The organism is Pseudomonas sp. UBA7530, assembly GCF_002479365.1.
In the GTDB taxonomy this organism is placed as follows: Bacteria; Pseudomonadota; Gammaproteobacteria; order Pseudomonadales; family Pseudomonadaceae; genus Aquipseudomonas.
In genome coordinates, this window is record NZ_DLMS01000008.1 from 15,864 (window position 1) to 31,777 (window position 15,914).

At 60.2% G+C, this 15,914-nt stretch carries 15 protein-coding genes and 1 pseudogene; 4 read left to right on the forward strand and 12 right to left on the reverse strand.

The window, feature by feature from the left end; all coding sequences use genetic code 11:
• Window positions 1-96 precede the first annotated feature (96 nt).
• Complete coding sequence (locus tag B2U07_RS12600) at window positions 97-774, forward strand: heavy metal response regulator transcription factor (RefSeq protein ID WP_004374688.1); 678 nt, start codon at window positions 97-99, stop codon at window positions 772-774.
• Between the two features lie 2 nt (window positions 775-776).
• A complete protein-coding gene (locus B2U07_RS12605) occupies window positions 777-2,153 on the forward strand; it encodes a heavy metal sensor histidine kinase (RefSeq protein ID WP_177434078.1) in 1,377 nt (458 codons plus the stop codon).
• Between the two features lie 35 nt (window positions 2,154-2,188).
• On the opposite strand, the gene B2U07_RS12610 is transcribed toward B2U07_RS12605, so the two are convergent.
• The 4 genes and pseudogenes from B2U07_RS12610 to B2U07_RS12625 all read right to left on the reverse strand — a co-directional run bounded on the left by B2U07_RS12610 (window position 2,189) and on the right by B2U07_RS12625 (window position 5,256).
• A complete protein-coding gene (locus B2U07_RS12610) occupies window positions 2,189-2,800 on the reverse strand; it encodes a DUF6088 family protein (RefSeq protein ID WP_224490739.1) in 612 nt (203 codons plus the stop codon).
• A 201-nt stretch (window positions 2,801-3,001) separates the two neighbouring features.
• Window positions 3,002-4,048 carry a recombinase RecA gene (recA, locus tag B2U07_RS12615; RefSeq protein ID WP_033990946.1) on the reverse strand — a complete coding sequence of 349 codons (1,047 nt, stop codon included), beginning with the start codon at window positions 4,046-4,048 and terminating at the stop codon, window positions 3,002-3,004.
• A 123-nt stretch (window positions 4,049-4,171) separates the two neighbouring features.
• Window positions 4,172-4,669, reverse strand: a pseudogene (locus B2U07_RS12620) (ATPase domain-containing protein); the annotation flags it as partial.
• Between the two features lie 86 nt (window positions 4,670-4,755).
• A complete protein-coding gene (locus B2U07_RS12625; RefSeq protein WP_275547315.1) occupies window positions 4,756-5,256 on the reverse strand; it encodes a CinA family protein in 501 nt (166 codons plus the stop codon).
• A gap of 180 nt (window positions 5,257-5,436) precedes the next feature.
• Between B2U07_RS12625 and mutS the strand changes: the two genes are divergently transcribed.
• Both mutS and fdxA read left to right on the forward strand, forming a co-directional pair.
• Window positions 5,437-8,004 carry a DNA mismatch repair protein MutS gene (mutS, locus tag B2U07_RS12630; protein ID WP_275547316.1) on the forward strand — a complete coding sequence of 856 codons (2,568 nt, stop codon included), beginning with the start codon at window positions 5,437-5,439 and terminating at the stop codon, window positions 8,002-8,004.
• Window positions 8,005-8,143: 139 nt separating this feature from the next.
• A complete protein-coding gene (fdxA, locus tag B2U07_RS12635; RefSeq protein ID WP_013716392.1) occupies window positions 8,144-8,467 on the forward strand; it encodes a ferredoxin FdxA in 324 nt (107 codons plus the stop codon).
• 452 nt (window positions 8,468-8,919) lie between these two features.
• Here the strand turns inward: fdxA and rpoS are convergent, their stop codons facing one another.
• The 8 genes from rpoS to fghA form a co-directional block, all read right to left on the reverse strand.
• Entirely contained in the window at window positions 8,920-9,927 is a 1,008-nt protein-coding gene (gene rpoS / locus B2U07_RS12640; RefSeq protein ID WP_197857862.1) for an RNA polymerase sigma factor RpoS, read from the reverse strand.
• Window positions 9,928-10,028: 101 nt separating this feature from the next.
• Window positions 10,029-10,907, reverse strand: a complete 879-nt coding sequence (locus B2U07_RS12645) for a peptidoglycan DD-metalloendopeptidase family protein (RefSeq protein WP_419096344.1) — start codon at window positions 10,905-10,907, stop codon at window positions 10,029-10,031.
• A gap of 48 nt (window positions 10,908-10,955) precedes the next feature.
• On the reverse strand, window positions 10,956-11,894 hold the full coding sequence (locus tag B2U07_RS12650) for a DUF368 domain-containing protein (protein WP_275547318.1): 939 nt from the start codon (window positions 11,892-11,894) through the stop codon (window positions 10,956-10,958).
• 25 nt (window positions 11,895-11,919) lie between these two features.
• On the reverse strand, window positions 11,920-12,555 hold the full coding sequence (locus B2U07_RS12655; protein ID WP_161627115.1) for a protein-L-isoaspartate(D-aspartate) O-methyltransferase: 636 nt from the start codon (window positions 12,553-12,555) through the stop codon (window positions 11,920-11,922).
• A gap of 38 nt (window positions 12,556-12,593) precedes the next feature.
• The gene (gene surE / locus B2U07_RS12660; RefSeq protein WP_275547319.1) at window positions 12,594-13,343 is read right to left on the reverse strand and encodes a 5'/3'-nucleotidase SurE; all 750 of its coding nucleotides are present in this window, start codon (window positions 13,341-13,343) and stop codon (window positions 12,594-12,596) included.
• Entirely contained in the window at window positions 13,331-14,389 is a 1,059-nt protein-coding gene (gene truD, locus B2U07_RS12665; protein ID WP_275547320.1) for a tRNA pseudouridine(13) synthase TruD, read from the reverse strand. The genes surE and truD overlap by 13 nt, the downstream gene beginning before the upstream one ends.
• A complete protein-coding gene (gene ispF, locus B2U07_RS12670; protein ID WP_275547321.1) occupies window positions 14,386-14,859 on the reverse strand; it encodes a 2-C-methyl-D-erythritol 2,4-cyclodiphosphate synthase in 474 nt (157 codons plus the stop codon). Before ispF ends, truD begins: the two co-directional genes overlap by 4 nt.
• Window positions 14,860-14,969: 110 nt before the next feature.
• Entirely contained in the window at window positions 14,970-15,818 is an 849-nt protein-coding gene (gene fghA / locus B2U07_RS12675) for an S-formylglutathione hydrolase (protein ID WP_275547322.1), read from the reverse strand.
• Window positions 15,819-15,914 lie beyond the last annotated feature (96 nt).

Sequence of the window (15,914 nt, forward strand, 5' to 3'; positions counted from 1 at the left end):
AGTGAGCTGAAGTCAGAATTACATTTTCGTAAGCTTCTGGTTGGGGCCGCGGTTTGCCTGCAAACTCAGGCCACCCGACTTTTGGAGTCTGCACACATGAAACTACTGGTAGCTGAAGACGAACCCAAAACCGGTACGTACCTCCAGCAAGGTCTCACCGAGGCTGGGTTCAATGTCGACCGGGTTATGACCGGTACAGATGCCCTTCAGCATGCACTTAGCGAAGCCTATGACCTGCTAATTCTGGATGTAATGATGCCTGGGCTGGACGGTTGGGAAGTGCTGCGCATGTTGCGCGCAGCAGGAAAAGACGTCCCCGTACTGTTCTTGACGGCACGCGATGGTGTGGAAGACCGCGTTAAAGGGTTGGAGCTGGGTGCGGACGACTACCTGATCAAGCCATTTGCTTTCTCAGAGCTTCTGGCCAGGGTCAGAACGCTGTTGCGCAGAGGTAATGGTTCGCCGACGCAGACCACCATGAAAATTGCCGATCTGGAAGTCGATCTGATGAAGCGGCGTGCGATCCGTGGCGGGAAAAGAATTGACCTGACCGCGAAGGAGTTTTCACTGCTGGAACTGCTACTGCGCCGGCGCGGCGAGGTGCTCCCGAAGTCGCTGATTGCCTCTCAGGTTTGGGACATGAATTTCGACAGCGACACCAATGTCATTGAGGTTGCGGTACGCCGGCTACGCGCAAAAATCGATGACGATTTCGATCTCAAGCTGATTCATACCGCCCGCGGCATGGGATACATGATGGATGCTCCGGAGTGAATATGAAGCACCTTTCGCTGACCGCACGCATGAGCCTGATGTTCATGTCCGCGGCAATTGCAGTCCTGACGGTAGCAGGGCTGAGTTTCAATATGCTCAGCCAGCACCACTTCAAGATGCTGGATCGGCAGGCCCTGGTGGAGAAACTCGAATCCGCCAAACATATCCTCAACAATGCTCGCGGTGAAGCGAGCCTTTCGGAAGAATCACCGCAGTTGCGGGCCTTGCTGGGAGCCCATCAGGATCTGGCCGCCACTATCCTGGCCAGTGACGGTTCTGTACTGTTTTCCGACCCCAGAGCAGTCGAAGTACCTGAGCGTTTCAGACGTGCAAATGAGCAGAGCATGTGGGAGTGGCAGAACGGCCAACACATGTACCGTGGCATGACGGAGCAAATCTCGGTAGCCGATCAGGCTGAGCCGCTCACTGCGTTGCTGATTCTTGACGTCACCAATCACACACACTTTTTCGACACGCTGCAACGATGGTTTTGGATTGGATTGGTCATCAGCGCCCTGTTCAGTGCCGCACTCGGCTGGGTGGTTGCTCGCAGTGGCCTCAAGCCTCTGCGGCAAGTCACTCGCGTGGCCTCCGGGATGTCCGCCCGATCATTGCAGGAGCGAATTCCTCTCGAACCAGTACCGCAAGAACTTCAGCAGTTAGTTCTGTCCTTCAACGCGATGCTGGCTCGACTTGAAGAGGCCTTCATTCGACTCTCCAACTTCTCGGCGGACATCGCACACGAACTACGAACGCCCGTCAGCAACCTCATGACCCATACTGAGGTGGTCTTGAGCCATAAGCGCGACATCACCGCATACGAGGAGAACCTCTACTCCAACTTGGAAGAATTGAAGCGCATGTCTCGAATGATTGATGACATGCTGTTCTTGGCCAAGGCTGATAATGGCTTAATCATCCCAGAGCAGGCCAGGATCGAACTGGCTGACGTAGTCTACAAGCTGTTTGACTACTACCACCTCCTAGCCGAAGAGCGTGGCATTGAGCTATCGCTCACAGGCACAGGCCAAGCGCAGGGGGATCGGCTGATGCTTGATCGCGCGCTATCCAATTTGCTATCTAATGCGCTGCGCTACACGCCGGCGGGAAAGACAATTTCGGTTCTGATCCGCCAGGCAGCGGACTCAACCACATTCAGCATCGAGAACCCAGGGGACACAATCAGCTCAGAGCATCTAGAGAAGCTCTTCGACCGCTTTTACCGGGTCGACCCCGCTCGGCGGGAGGGAAGCCCGAGCAACGCCGGGCTCGGACTTGCCATCACCCGGTCCATCATTGAGGCTCACAAAGGCCGCATCTGGTGCACCTCAGCCGCTGGCCTCACGGGCTTTCACATCGAATTGCCCCATTCCAGATGATGCCGGTCTGGCGGTAAGTAGGCTACAGCTAACCGCTAGCCCAACTTAAAAGGGTGGGTGCAACTCGACTGAGCGCAGATTGCACTCGCCATCCAGATAGGCAACGAGCGGTGAGATGACACCAGAGCACCCCATTCGCTCTCGGGTAGTAGTTTATGAAGTTTGGAAACGGCATCCCCCACGCTTGCTTCGCCAACCCAATCCAATGCTCGAATGGCGTCTCCCGCTCCAGTAGCGCCTAGAGCCATCAACCATCGAGGCGCATACCGAATCGATACGGTGGTCTTGCCAACCTGAAGCTCCCTAGAACGTCCGTCGGTTAGAAAGACATAGCCAACTGGAACCTGTGTACTCAGCCCTAATTTATTCGCGGCACGAGCCCCGTGGTCGACCAGCACCTCACCCAGCGCATTAGCCAGCGAGTGGACAACCTTCTCGGGTGCCGGCGGGCGCACGCCGAACCGAGTTTCGACTGCGGCAACATAAATGCCCCGAGCAACGCGAAACAGCTTTCCACCTTCGATCAGGCGAGAGAGTCCTCGCTGCACAGCATGGCGAGAACCATCGAGAGTCAGATCCGCTGCCAAGCTCAGAGAACTGACCAGAACAGTGCCAACAAGCAATGCCCCATTGAAAAAACCTTTCACCCGTTTACTCCTTTTGTTTGGGCATCAAACGTAATTGAATCTCAGAGAGTAGCTGGACGAGAGGCGATCCTGTAAGTCACCTTGATGGGAAAGAAACTTGATGTGGCATCAAGAAAAAGCCTAGCTGGGGAAGCTAGGCTTTATATGGAGTAGAAACTTAACTATAGATTGTCAGCAGCGACCTTATACCGCTACGAGATATCAATAGTCGTCAGCCAGCTCTTCCTGGGCTGCGAGACGTGCAGAGGTTTCAGCCTGTGGCTTAGACATCAACTTGTCGCGAATCATACCTTCCAGCTTGTCCATAGTGGGTTTGTTTTCCAACAGCCACTTGATGGTATTGGCCTTACCTTGACCAATCTTGTTGCCTTCGAAGGAGTACCAGGCGCCGGATTTCTCAACGAAGCTATTAGAAACTGCTAGGTCAACAATCTCGCCGGCTTTGCTAATACCTTGTCCGTAGAGGATCTGGAACTCGGCCTGTCTGAATGGAGCAGCAACTTTGTTCTTGACAACTTTCACGCGGGTTTCGCTGCCGACCACCTCTTCGCCTTCCTTGACCGCACCGGTACGGCGGATGTCCAGGCGCACCGAGGCGTAGAACTTCAGGGCATTACCACCGGTGGTGGTTTCCGGACTGCCGAACATTACGCCGATTTTCATACGGATCTGGTTAATGAAGATACACATAGTGTTGGAGTTCTTCAGGTTACCAGTGATTTTCCTCATCGCCTGCGACATCATTCGAGCGGCAAGGCCAACATGGGAGTCCCCGATCTCGCCTTCGATTTCAGCCTTCGGAACAAGAGCAGCTACGGAGTCGACAACTATAACGTTGACCGCCCCCGAACGAGTCAGAATATCTACGATCTCAAGAGCCTGTTCACCAGTATCTGGCTGCGAGCAAAGAAGATCATCGATATTCACGCCAAGTTTGGCGGCATAGATTGGATCAAGGGCGTGCTCAGCATCGACGAATGCACAAGTCAAACCTTGCCGCTGAGCTTCAGCAATTACGGAAAGGGTCAGTGTGGTTTTACCAGAAGACTCAGGGCCGTAGATCTCAACGATACGACCACGTGGCAAACCACCCACGCCCAGAGCGATGTCCAGGCCAAGAGAACCGGTCGAAACAACATCGATGTCCATTGTGCGGTCGGAGCCGAGCCGCATAATGGCACCCTTACCAAACTGTTTCTCGATCTGAGAAAGAGCCATTTCCAACGCTTTGTTTTTTGCCTGATCCATTCTCACCGACCACTCAGATTAGGATTAATCGAATATTGCTGATTAGCTTAGGGCGTACCCCTTGTGAAGAAGGGAGACCTCCTAAGTGAACCAAAACTACGCTGCGATTCCGAATACTGCATCCTGCAGGCCGACGTGCATGTCGCCCATTTCCCCTTCGATTTCTGCCTTGGGTACCAGCGCTGCCACGGAGTCGACGATGATCACGTCGATGGCATTGGAGCGCACCAGCATGTCGGTGATTTCCAGCGCCTGCTCGCCGGTGTCCGGCTGCGACACCAGCAGGTCATCGACATTGACACCGAGCTTGCCGGCATAATCCGGATCCAGCGCATGTTCGGCGTCGACGAAGGCGCAGGTGGCGCCCAGCTTCTGCGCCTCGGCGATAACCGACAGGGTCAGGGTCGTCTTACCTGAGGATTCAGGACCGTAGATCTCGACGATACGGCCTTTCGGCAAACCGCCAATGCCCAGAGCAATATCCAGACCCAGCGAGCCGGTGGAAATGGCCGGGATCGCCTGACGCTCATGATCGCCCATGCGCATGACCGCGCCCTTGCCGAACTGCTTCTCGATCTGACCCAGGGCAGCCGCCAAAGCGCGCTTCTTGTTCTCGTCCATTACATCCTCACGTATTCACAAGGGCCTAAGCGGCCGCCAACAACTGTATAAGTAGCCAGTATTATTCCACAGGGCAAGTCGCCCGCCTACCCCAATGCCGGATTTTCCTCTGCCAACAGGCGCAGAAGCCCGGCCAGCGCGGCCTCGACCGTTTGTCGGCGTACCTCGTCGCGACCTCCGGCAAACTGCTTGCGCAGGCTGTAAAGGCGCTCGCCGTCTCCCCAGGCCAACCAGACAGTACCGACCGGCTTCTCCGGCGAGCCGCCATCTGGACCCGCCACGCCACTGACGGCAACAGCGTAGCGTGCCCCGCTGTGCCCCTGGGCGCCGCGCACCATGGCTTCCACTACCTCCTGACTGACCGCGCCGACGCTGGCGAAAAGCTCGGCGCAGACTTCCAGTTGCCTGGTTTTCTGTGCGTTGGAGTAAGTCACGTATCCAGCCTCGAACCAGGCCGAGCTACCCGGTATGCGGGTAATCGCCTCGGCAATACCGCCACCGGTGCACGATTCTGCAGTGCTGACCTGAGCGGCCTGCACCTTCAGCGCCTGGCCGAGCTGCTCGGCCAACTGACTGATTCTGTCCATGTTCGCCTCCTTATCGAGTGCCCCACCCTACACATCTTGCGCCAGCAGTGGAAATGGCCATGACGGACAGCCGGCACAACACAGCGGCCAGCGATATCGCCGGCGTTTCGGGGTCCACGGCAAAGGCGAAGTATGGGAAGATTCCCCGTTTCGTCACACCCACCGCACGTAAGGCCCGGCATGACCGATCTCTCCGCACACACCCCGATGATGCAGCAGTACTGGAAGCTGAAGAACCAGCACCTGGACCAGTTGATGTTCTATCGCATGGGTGACTTCTACGAAATTTTCTATGAAGACGCGAAGAAGGCGGCGAAGCTGCTGGACATCACCCTGACCGCTCGCGGTCAGTCGGCCGGCCAGTCGATCCCCATGTGCGGCATCCCCTTCCACTCGGTTGAAGGCTATCTGGCCAAGCTGGTCAAACTTGGCGAATCGGTGGTGATCTGCGAGCAGATCGGCGACCCGGCCACCAGCAAGGGGCCGGTGGAGCGCCAGGTGGTACGCATCATCACTCCCGGCACCATCAGCGACGAAGCCTTGCTCGACGAACATCGCGACAACCTGCTGACTGCCGTCCTCGGTGACGAGCGCCTGTTCGGCCTGGCCGTGCTGGACATCACCAGCGGCCGCTTCAGCGTTCAGGAAATCAAGGGCTGGGAAAACCTGCTGGCCGAACTGGAGCGCCTGAGCCCCGCCGAACTACTGATCCCGGACGACTGGCCACAGGGCCTGCCCGCCGAGAAGCGCAAGGGCTCGCGACGCCGCGCGCCCTGGGATTTCGACCGCGACAGCGCCTTCAAGAGCCTGTGCCAGCAGTTCGGCACCCAGGACTTGAAGGGCTTCGGCTGCGAGAACCTGACCCTGGCCATCGGCGCCGCCGGCTGCCTGCTGGCCTATGCCAAGGAAACCCAGCGCACCGCCCTGCCGCACCTGCGCAGCCTGCGCCATGAGCGCCTGGACGACACGGTGATCCTCGACGGCGCCAGCCGCCGCAACCTAGAGCTGGACATCAACCTTTCAGGTGGCCGCGACAACACCCTGCAATCGGTCATGGATCGCTGCCAGACCGCCATGGCCAGCCGCTTGCTGGGCCGCTGGCTGAACCGCCCGCTGCGCGACCGCGCGGTGCTGGAGGCGCGTCAGAACGCCATCACCTGCCTGCTCGACGGTTACCGCTTCGAGACGCTGCAGCCGCAGCTCAAGGAAATCGGCGATCTGGAACGCATCCTTGCCCGCATCGGCCTGCGCAACGCTCGCCCGCGCGATCTGGCTCGCCTACGCGATGCCCTGGCTGCGCTGCCCGAGCTGCAACAGGCGATGACCTCGCTGGACACACCGCACCTGCAAAAACTCGCCACTACCGTTGCCACCTACCCTGAGCTGGCCGACCTGCTGTCCCGCGCCATCATCGACAATCCGCCGGCAGTCATTCGCGATGGCGGCGTGTTGAAGACCGGCTTCGACGCCGAACTGGACGAGCTGCAGGCGATGAGCGAGAACGCCGGCCAGTTCCTCATGGATCTGGAGGCACGCGAGAAAGCCCGCACCGGCCTGGCCAACCTCAAGGTCGGTTACAACCGCGTGCACGGTTACTTCATCGAGCTGCCGACCAAACAGGCCGAGTCCGCCCCGGCCGATTACATCCGCAGGCAAACGCTCAAGGGCGCCGAGCGTTTCATCACCCCGGAGCTCAAGGAGTTCGAAGACAAGGCATTGTCGGCCAAGAGCCGCGCCTTGGCGCGCGAGAAGATGCTCTACGACGCGTTGCTCGAGAGGCTGATTGGCCACCTCGCCCCGCTGCAGGACAGCGCCGCGGCCCTGGCCGAACTGGACGTGCTGAGCAACCTGGCCGAGCGCGCGCTGAACCTCGACCTGAACCGCCCGCGCTTCGTCGACGAGCCGTGCATGCGCATCGATCAGGGGCGTCATCCGGTGGTCGAGCAGGTGCTGACCACCCCCTTCGTGGCCAACGACCTGGACCTGGACGACAACCGCCGCATGCTCGTCATCACCGGGCCGAACATGGGCGGTAAGTCCACCTACATGCGCCAGACCGCGCTGATCGTGCTACTGGCCCATATCGGCAGCTTCGTGCCGGCAGCGACCTGCGAGCTGTCGTTGGTCGACCGCATATTCACCCGGATCGGCTCGAGCGACGACCTGGCTGGCGGCCGTTCCACCTTCATGGTGGAGATGAGCGAAACCGCCAATATCCTGCACAACGCCAGCAAACGCAGCCTGGTACTGATGGACGAAGTCGGTCGTGGTACCAGCACTTTCGACGGCCTGTCGCTGGCCTGGTCGGCAGCCGAGCACTTGGCGCGCCTGCGTGCCTTCACCCTGTTCGCCACACACTACTTCGAGCTGACGGTATTGCCGGAAAGCGAGCCGGTAGTGGCCAACGTGCACCTTTCGGCCACCGAGCACAACGAGCGCATCGTTTTCCTCCATCACGTCCAGCCCGGACCGGCGAGCCAGAGCTATGGCCTTGCAGTGGCACAACTGGCGGGCGTGCCGGGCACCGTGATCAGCCGAGCCCGTGAGCACCTGGCACGTCTGGAGGCCACCAGCTTGCAGCACGACCTGCCGCGCCAGGAGCCAGGTAAGCCGCAGGTACCGATGCAGAGCGACCTGTTCGCCAGCGCGCCACATCCACTGCTGGAGCAATTGGACAAGATCAATCCCGATGATCTGACTCCGCGTAAAGCGCTCGAGCTGTTATATACATGGAAGACGCAGATCTAACGCTCCAAACAACAAACTGCTAGAATCGCGCGCAATTTTACGACCGCCCGGTTTACAGCCTGAGCCGCGGCCTTAGACAGAGCGCCTGGCAGCCCTTCGCAGAAAGAGCCCAGGCCGCCGCCCCGAGGAGAGAATCAGAATGACCTTCGTCGTCACCGACAACTGCATCAAGTGCAAATACACCGACTGCGTGGAAGTCTGCCCGGTGGATTGCTTCTACGAAGGCCCTAACTTCCTGGTCATTCACCCGGACGAGTGCATCGACTGCGCCCTGTGCGAGCCGGAATGCCCGGCTCAGGCTATCTTCTCCGAGGACGAGGTACCCGAGGATCAGCAGGAATTCATCGAGCTGAACGCCGACCTGGCCGAAGTATGGCCGAACATCACCGAGAAGAAGGATGCGCTGCCGGACGCCGAAGAGTGGGACGGCGTGAAGGACAAGCTGCAGCATCTGGAGCGCTGAGTTCGCCAGAAACACGGAGACCCGCCATGTGCGGGTCTTTTGCTTTATACGGAGCCACTTCGACATTCCGTCCCGGCGTAGCGTCAGAAATAGCGGACAAAAAAAGGGGCGGCTCGCGCCGCCCACTTTTATTCCCTAATCCCTTTGTCTCCCAAATCATCGTCCTGATGAATCGCTTCTTGCGATACTCCTGATCGTCATCCTGGCGACCTGTGCTTGTCCCTGAGCACGGGTGTGATATTAGCCACTTCAGACTTCCGCACAACCCGACTGAAATGCGCTCAATCAGTTCGATTAAATTTAATTTCCTTTAAAAACAAATAATTACAAGAACTAGTCGGTTAAAATCAGTCCACTTCAGCACAAAGACTGACAACAGTTGTAAGCAACGGCTTACGCGACAGCACATAAAAAACCCGGCCGAAGCCGGGTTTTTCATCGAGGCGCAAACCTCATTGAAACAATGCGTCGCTGGACAGGCCGTTCTTCTCCAGAATTTCACGAAGACGCTTGAGCGCTTCGACCTGAATCTGCCGCACGCGCTCGCGAGTCAGGCCGATCTCCTGGCCCACCTCCTCCAGCGTACAGCTCTCATGCCCACGCAGACCGAAACGACGCACAACGACCTCGCGTTGCTTATCGGTCAGGTCTGACAACCACTGATCGATGCTCTGCGACAGATCATCGTCCTGCAACAGCTCGCAGGGGTCGGTCGGCCGATCATCGGTCAAGGTGTCGAGCAGGGTCTTGTCCGAGTCCGGACCGAGCGAGACGTCCACCGAGGACACGCGTTCGTTGAGGCCAAGCATTCGCTTGACCTCACCCACCGGTTTTTCCAGCAGGTTGGCAATTTCTTCCGCGGAAGGCTCATGGTCCAGCTTCTGAGTCAGCTCGCGGGCCGCACGCAGATAGACATTGAGTTCCTTGACCACATGAATCGGCAAACGGATGGTTCGCGTCTGGTTCATGATGGCGCGTTCGATGGTCTGGCGGATCCACCAGGTGGCATAAGTCGAAAAACGGAACCCCCGCTCCGGATCGAACTTCTCCACGGCGCGAATCAGGCCCAGGTTACCCTCCTCGATCAGGTCGAGCAGGGAAAGGCCGCGATTGACGTAACGCCGGGCGATCTTCACGACCAGGCGCAGATTGCTCTCGATCATGCGCTTGCGCCCGGCAGGATCGCCCTTCTGCGCCAGGCGCGCGAAGTGCACTTCCTCTTCGGGAGTGAGCAAGGGAGAGAAACCGATTTCGTTGAGATAAAGCTGAGTGGCGTCCAGCGCCCGGGTGTAATCGATGTACTTGTGCTGCCTGGAAGGGGCTGCGTTCTTGGCCTTGGGCCGCGCGACCGGTGCTTCCACTTCATCGCCCTGAACCTCGCCGAAAACGATGCCGGACTCCATCAGGAGTAGCTCATCGTCGACGTCAAACTCCGGCGCTTCTTTTTTGATGAGAGCCATTGTTGTTGTCCTTAGCTGAGTTCGACAACAGACTCTGGCGGAACCGTCCTGGCCATACCTGAGCCCGTCCCTCCTACGCGATGGAACGGGTCAGCCGCGGATCAACGACGTGGCAGATATTGCAGCGGATCGACAGGTTTACCTTGGCGGCGAATCTCGAAGTGCAGCTTCACCCGGTCGGCCCCTGTGGACCCCATTTCGGCAATGCTTTGCCCCGCTTTGACCTGCTGCCCCTCCCGTACCAACAACCTGCGGTTATGACCGTAAGCACTTACGTAGGTGTCGCTGTGTTTGATGATGATCAACTCGCCGTAGCCCCGCAAACCACTCCCGGCGTACACCACCGATCCATCAGACGCAGCTAAAACAGGCTGTCCTAATTCCCCGGCGATATCAATGCCTTTATTCAAACTACCGTTTGAGGAAAAACGACTGATCACTGCGCCCTGTGTCGGCCAGGACCAACCGCTGGCCGAGCGGCTTACCGGGGTTACAGGCGTGGTCGCGGGCGTGTTGGCGACAGGTGGCCGAGCGGGCTGAGAGGCAGGCGGGGCCGTCACGGCGACCGGCGGACGGCTCGGCACCGGGCGGGTGACCACCGGCGAGGTGGCCGGGCTCGGTGTCGAAACGACTGTCTGGCTGCTAGCGACTGGGCGATTGTCGAAACGGATCTTCTGGCCAACGCGAATGATGTAAGGATCACGCAGGCCGTTGTGCGCAGCCAGCGCCTTCCAATCCCAGCCGAAACGAAAGGCGATGGAATAGAGGGTATCGCCACGCTGCACGACATAGTGGCCGTTGCGCACGGGCTGGCGCTGGACCACCGGAGCACGCCCCTGGCCCTGCCCGCGATCGACCACCTGCACGCCCCCAGGAGGCGAACTGACGCAACCGGCCAATGCCGAGGCGGCAAGGATGGCGAGCGGCAGGCGCAAGGCTGCGACTGCGCGCACTAGCACGTGAAGGACGGTGCAACTCACCCAAACGCTCCCTGAATGATTCCGTGTACGGCGCCCATTGTGCCGTATTTATTCGGTGCGGCCAGCATCGACTGGCCGACGCCCTGCCAGCCACTCCAGACCCAGCACCAAGACGATACCGCCTAGCGCCAGCGCCACGGCGAATAGCAGCTGTGGATCCTGGCCGCTGACGTCGGCGAATTGCCCGGGCAGCAGATTGTTCTGCAACAGCGGCACCTGCTCGCCCTTGCTGTCGACACGCCAGGTCAGCGTTTCCTTCCAGGGCCAGACCTTGTTCAGGGAGCCGAGCATCAGCCCGCTGAGAAACGCCAGGCTGAGGTCCCGCCAGCGCGACAGCAGCCAGCTGAGCAGGCGCGCAAAACTGAGGATGCCCACCAGGCAGCCACTGGCGAAAACCGCCATGACCATGAGATTGAAGTCCTTTACCGCGCCCAGCACCACGGAATAAAGGCCGAGCAGCAGCAGGATGAAGCTGCCGGAAATGCCCGGCAGGATCATCGCGCAGATGGCGATGGCCCCGGCCAGGAACAGGGTCGGCAAGTCACTGCCCCACTGCATGGGCGCCGCGACGGTGATCCAGTAGGCGAAAGCCAGACCGAGCACGAAGCTCACCACCCTGCTCCAGTTCCAGCGCCCGATTTCGCGGCCGACCAGATAGGTGGATACCAGAATCAGCCCAAAGAAGAACGACCAAACCGGAATCGGATGATGGTGCAGTAAATAGGTGATGACGCGGGCGAGCGTGAGGATACTGGTGACAATGCCGCTGAACAGCACCAGGAGAAAGGTCGCGTTGGCCATCTGCCAGGCGTCCTTGATGCGGCCGCGCAGCAGCAACAGCAATGCCTCGGGGATACCGGCGATGGAGCGCAGCAGCTCGTCGTAAATGCCGCTGATGAAGGCGATGGTGCCGCCGGAAACACCTGGCACCACATCGGCAGCGCCCATGGCCATACCCTTGGCGTAGAGCAGGAAATGTTTCTTCATGGATCCTTCCAGAGCGATAAAGCGATCAGGCCAGCGGCCCGTTGAGCAGCGGCACGAAGCGCACCGCGTCCAGCACATGACGGGAAAAACCATCCTCTTCACGTACGATCAGCAACAATTGCTGCACATCGCCGCTGCCCACCGGAATGACCAGGCGTCCGCCCGGTGCCAGCTGATCGAGCAGAGCCTGCGGTACCTGCGCCGCAGCCGCCGTGACGATGATGCCGTTGTACGGGCCGAGCGCATTCCAGCCTTCCCAGCCATCTCCCCAGCGAAAGACCACGTTGCGCAGCTTGAGTTCGGCCAGACGCTCCTTGGCGCGATCCTGCAGCACCTGAATGCGCTCGACCGAAAACACCCGCTCTACCAGTTGCGCCAGCACGGCGGTCTGGTAGCCGGAGCCGGTGCCGATTTCCAGAACCTTGTCCAGCGGCCCGGCTGCCAGCAGCAGCTCGGTCATGCGACCGACCATGTACGGCTGGGAAATGGTCTGGTTATGACCGATGGGCAGCGCAGTGTCTTCATAGGCGCGGTGCGCCAGCGCTTCATCGACGAACAGATGACGCGGGGTACGGCGGATCACTTCCAGTACCCGCGCGTTGGACAGTCCTTCCTCGTAGAGGCGCTGGATCAATCGTTCGCGGGTGCGCTGCGAGGTCATGCCGATCCCGCTGCGCTGCATGTCGTCCTGTCCACGCATCAGAAGATGCCCTCCAACCAGCCATCCATAGTTTCGAGAGCCTCATTAAATGTGCGATCGAGCCGTAGCGGCGTGATCGATACATAGCCTTGCATCACGGCATGGAAATCGGTGCCCTGGCTGCCGTCCTCGACATCACCAGCAGCCGCGATCCAGTAACCTTCCTTGCCCCGCGGGTTGACCACCTTCACCGGCGCTGCTGCGCGCGCACGGTGACCGAGACGCGTCAGCTGTACGCCACGGATATGTTCGAGCGGCAAATTCGGCACATTGACGTTGAGCACGGTGCGCGGCGGCAACTCGAGGCGCTCGTGCGCTTCGACCAGCTTGCGGACAAAATAGGCAGCAGTGGGCAGATTATCGGGAAGCCGCGACAGCAGCGAAAAGGCGAACGCCGGTTTGCTCAGGAAGCGACCTTCCAGCGCGGCGGCGACGGTCCCGGAATAGAGCACATCATCGCCCAGGTTGGCGCCCAGGTTAATGCCCGAGACGACCATGTCCGGCGTCTGCTCGAGCAAGCCGTGAAGCCCCAGATGCACGCAATCGGTCGGCGTGCCGTTGAGGCTGATGTAACCGTTGGTCAGGGCCATGGGATGCAGCGGGCGATCGAGCGTCAGCGCACTGCTGGCACCGCTCCTGTCTTCGGCCGGGGCGATCACCACGCATTCGGCGTAGTCGGCCAGCGCCTGGTGCAACGCGGCGATACCGGGCGCGTTCACCCCGTCGTCGTTGGAAATCAGAATTCGCATGGAGTATCCGTCTGCCCTGCTGGCACCAGATCGAGCAATTCGCGCACCACCACGGTGGCGAAACACCCGGCCGGCAGGACGAATGCAAGTTGCAGAATATCGGGCTCGGGATAATGCCACGTAAGGCTCTGAATGGGGAGGCGCAGAATGCGCCGTTCGTGCGCCATGTCCGCCTTGACCAGCCATTGCACCAGTTGCGCAGCGTCATCGGCGACGCTTTGCTCCAACTGCTGGGTAGCACCACCGGTCGGCAGCGCACCGTCACCCCACAACGGCCCGGTGGGATGCAGATCAAGAATGGCCAGGCGCGGGTCATGGCATTCAGCCTCGCCTGCCATGAAGAAACTGCGACTGCCAGTAAAGGCCAGCAAATCGCCGATCTGCGCCTGGTTCCAGGTGCCGGCCGCCACGCGCCTGGCCAGCACCTGGTTGAACAGGTAACTGCGTGCCGCTGAAAGCAGGCGCGAACGCAGATTGCGCTGCACCGGCAGCTCCTGGCGCGAGGCAAAATCTCGCGCCTGCTCGACATTGCCGCCATCAAAGCCGAAACGCTGCAGGCCGAAGTAATTCGGCACGCCCTGCTCGGCGATACGCTGCAGGCGCTGCTCAAGGGCATCACGGTCAGCCTCGAGCGCGGTCAGGCGCAAGGTGAAGCCATTGGCCGAATGGGCGCCGCGCTGCAGCTTGCGGTTATGCCGCTGGCTGCTCAGGATGACCAGATCATCGCCCTGCGCGGCGGCAAGATCGGGGTCGGCCTTGCCCGGCAGGTGCAGGCTGAACCACTGACGGGTCAGCGCCTGGCGATCCTTGAGACCGGCATAGCTGACCGCCTTGAGCGGCAAACCGGCAGCACGGGCGATGCGCCGCGCCGCTTCCTCGGTATTCAGGCCGCGTTTTTCCACCCACAGCCATAGGTGCTCACCTTGGCCCGTGAGCGGGATGTCCAATACTTCATCGACCTGGAAATCTTCGGCCGTGGCCTTGAGCACAGCACGCCCGCAGGCCTGGCCATGCGCGCGCGGCCCCAGCAGCTGCAGCTCGTTCATGCCTTGACCAGCAAGGCCACGGCATGCACCGCAATACCTTCCTCGCGCCCGGTGAAGCCGAGCTTCTCGGTGGTGGTGGCCTTGACGTTGACCTGATCCAGCTCGATGTCGAGGTCTTCGGCAATGCGCTCGCGCATGCTCTGAATGTGCGGCGCCATCTTCGGCGCCTGGGCGATGATGGTGGTGTCGACATTGCCCACCGCGTAGCCCTTGGCCCGCACCAGGCCCATGACGTGACGCAGCAGCGCACGGCTGTCGGCGCCCTTGAAGGTCGGATCGGTATCGGGGAAATGTTTGCCAATATCGCCCAGCGCCACCGCGCCGAGCAGGGCATCGCTCAGCGAGTGCAGCAGCACGTCGCCGTCGGAGTGAGCGACAAGTCCGAACTTATGGGGAATCCGCACGCCGCCGAGGGTGATGAAATCGCCTTCGCCGAAGCGGTGTACGTCATAACCATGACCGATACGCATAAAGAACAACGCCCTGAAAAAGTCAGGGCGTGATTCTAACCGAAAGCTGCAAGAGCCTGTGTGCAGCCAAGCCTGCGGCCAAGCTTTACTTGCCGCTTGTGGCTTGCCGCTTAAAGCTGCCGCAACGCGGCCGCATGATGACGCAGATGCTCGTCGATGAAGCTGGCGATGAAATAGTAGCTATGGTCATAGCCAGGCTGCATGCGCAGCGTCAGCGGATGCCCGGCGGCCTTGGCCGCGGCCTGCAGTACCTGTGGCTTGAGCTGGCCTTCGAGGAAGTCATCGCGATCACCCTGATCGACCAGGATCGGCAGCTTCTCCTCAGCCTCGGCGATCAGCACGCTGGCATCCCACTCACGCCAACGCGAACGCTCCTCACCCAGGTACAGGGAAAACGCCTTCTCGCCCCAGGGGCAGTTCATCGGATTGCTGATCGGCGAGAACGCCGACACCGACTGGTAGCGCCCAGGGTTCTTCAGCGCACAGATCAAGGCGCCGTGACCGCCCATGGAATGGCCGGCGATGCCACGCTTGTCCGAAACCGGGAAGTTGGCCTCGATCAATGTCGGCAGTTCCTGCACCACGTAGTCGTACATGCGGTAGTGACGGGCGAACGGTTCTTGCGTCGCGTTGACATAGAAGCCGGCGCCGAGGCCGAAGTCATAGGCGCCATTGGCGTCGTCGGCCACGCCTTCGCCACGCGGGCTGGTGTCCGGCGCGACGATGATCAACCCCAGCTCGGCCGCCATGCGCTGAGCGCCGGCCTTCTGCATGAAATTCTCATCGGTACAGGTCAGGCCGCTCAGCCAGTACAGCACCGGCAGCTTGGCGCCCTGCTCGGCCTGCGGTGGCAGATAGACGGCGAACACCATGTCGCAGTTCAGGCTGCTGGAGCGATGGCGATAGCGCTTGTGCCAGCCGCCAAAGCTCTTGTTGCTGGAAACGATTTCGAGGGTCATGAGCCGCTCCGTAGGGTGCGCCATGCGCACCAAGGGGTTGCGGTGCGCACAGCGCACCCCGCGAGAATCCGTGCGGCCAAGAGGCCGCACGGTGTT

Excerpts from the sequence above, each read along its gene's own strand:
- B2U07_RS12600 (WP_004374688.1), top strand. The coding sequence starts at position 97 with ATGAAACTACTGGTAGCTGAAGACGAACCCAAAACCGGTACGTACCTC.
- B2U07_RS12605 (WP_177434078.1), top strand. The coding sequence starts at position 777 with ATGAAGCACCTTTCGCTGACCGCACGCATGAGCCTGATGTTCATGTCC.
- recA (WP_033990946.1), bottom strand. The coding sequence starts at position 4,048 with ATGGATCAGGCAAAAAACAAAGCGTTGGAAATGGCTCTTTCTCAGATC.
- B2U07_RS12625 (WP_275547315.1), bottom strand. The coding sequence starts at position 5,256 with ATGGACAGAATCAGTCAGTTGGCCGAGCAGCTCGGCCAGGCGCTGAAG.
- mutS (WP_275547316.1), top strand. The coding sequence starts at position 5,437 with ATGACCGATCTCTCCGCACACACCCCGATGATGCAGCAGTACTGGAAG.
- fdxA (WP_013716392.1), top strand. The coding sequence starts at position 8,144 with ATGACCTTCGTCGTCACCGACAACTGCATCAAGTGCAAATACACCGAC.
- rpoS (WP_197857862.1), bottom strand. The coding sequence starts at position 9,927 with ATGGCTCTCATCAAAAAAGAAGCGCCGGAGTTTGACGTCGACGATGAG.
- B2U07_RS12650 (WP_275547318.1), bottom strand. The coding sequence starts at position 11,894 with ATGAAGAAACATTTCCTGCTCTACGCCAAGGGTATGGCCATGGGCGCT.
- B2U07_RS12655 (WP_161627115.1), bottom strand. The coding sequence starts at position 12,555 with ATGACCTCGCAGCGCACCCGCGAACGATTGATCCAGCGCCTCTACGAG.
- surE (WP_275547319.1), bottom strand. The coding sequence starts at position 13,343 with ATGCGAATTCTGATTTCCAACGACGACGGGGTGAACGCGCCCGGTATC.
- truD (WP_275547320.1), bottom strand. The coding sequence starts at position 14,389 with ATGAACGAGCTGCAGCTGCTGGGGCCGCGCGCGCATGGCCAGGCCTGC.
- ispF (WP_275547321.1), bottom strand. The coding sequence starts at position 14,859 with ATGCGTATCGGTCATGGTTATGACGTACACCGCTTCGGCGAAGGCGAT.
- fghA (WP_275547322.1), bottom strand. The coding sequence starts at position 15,818 with ATGACCCTCGAAATCGTTTCCAGCAACAAGAGCTTTGGCGGCTGGCAC.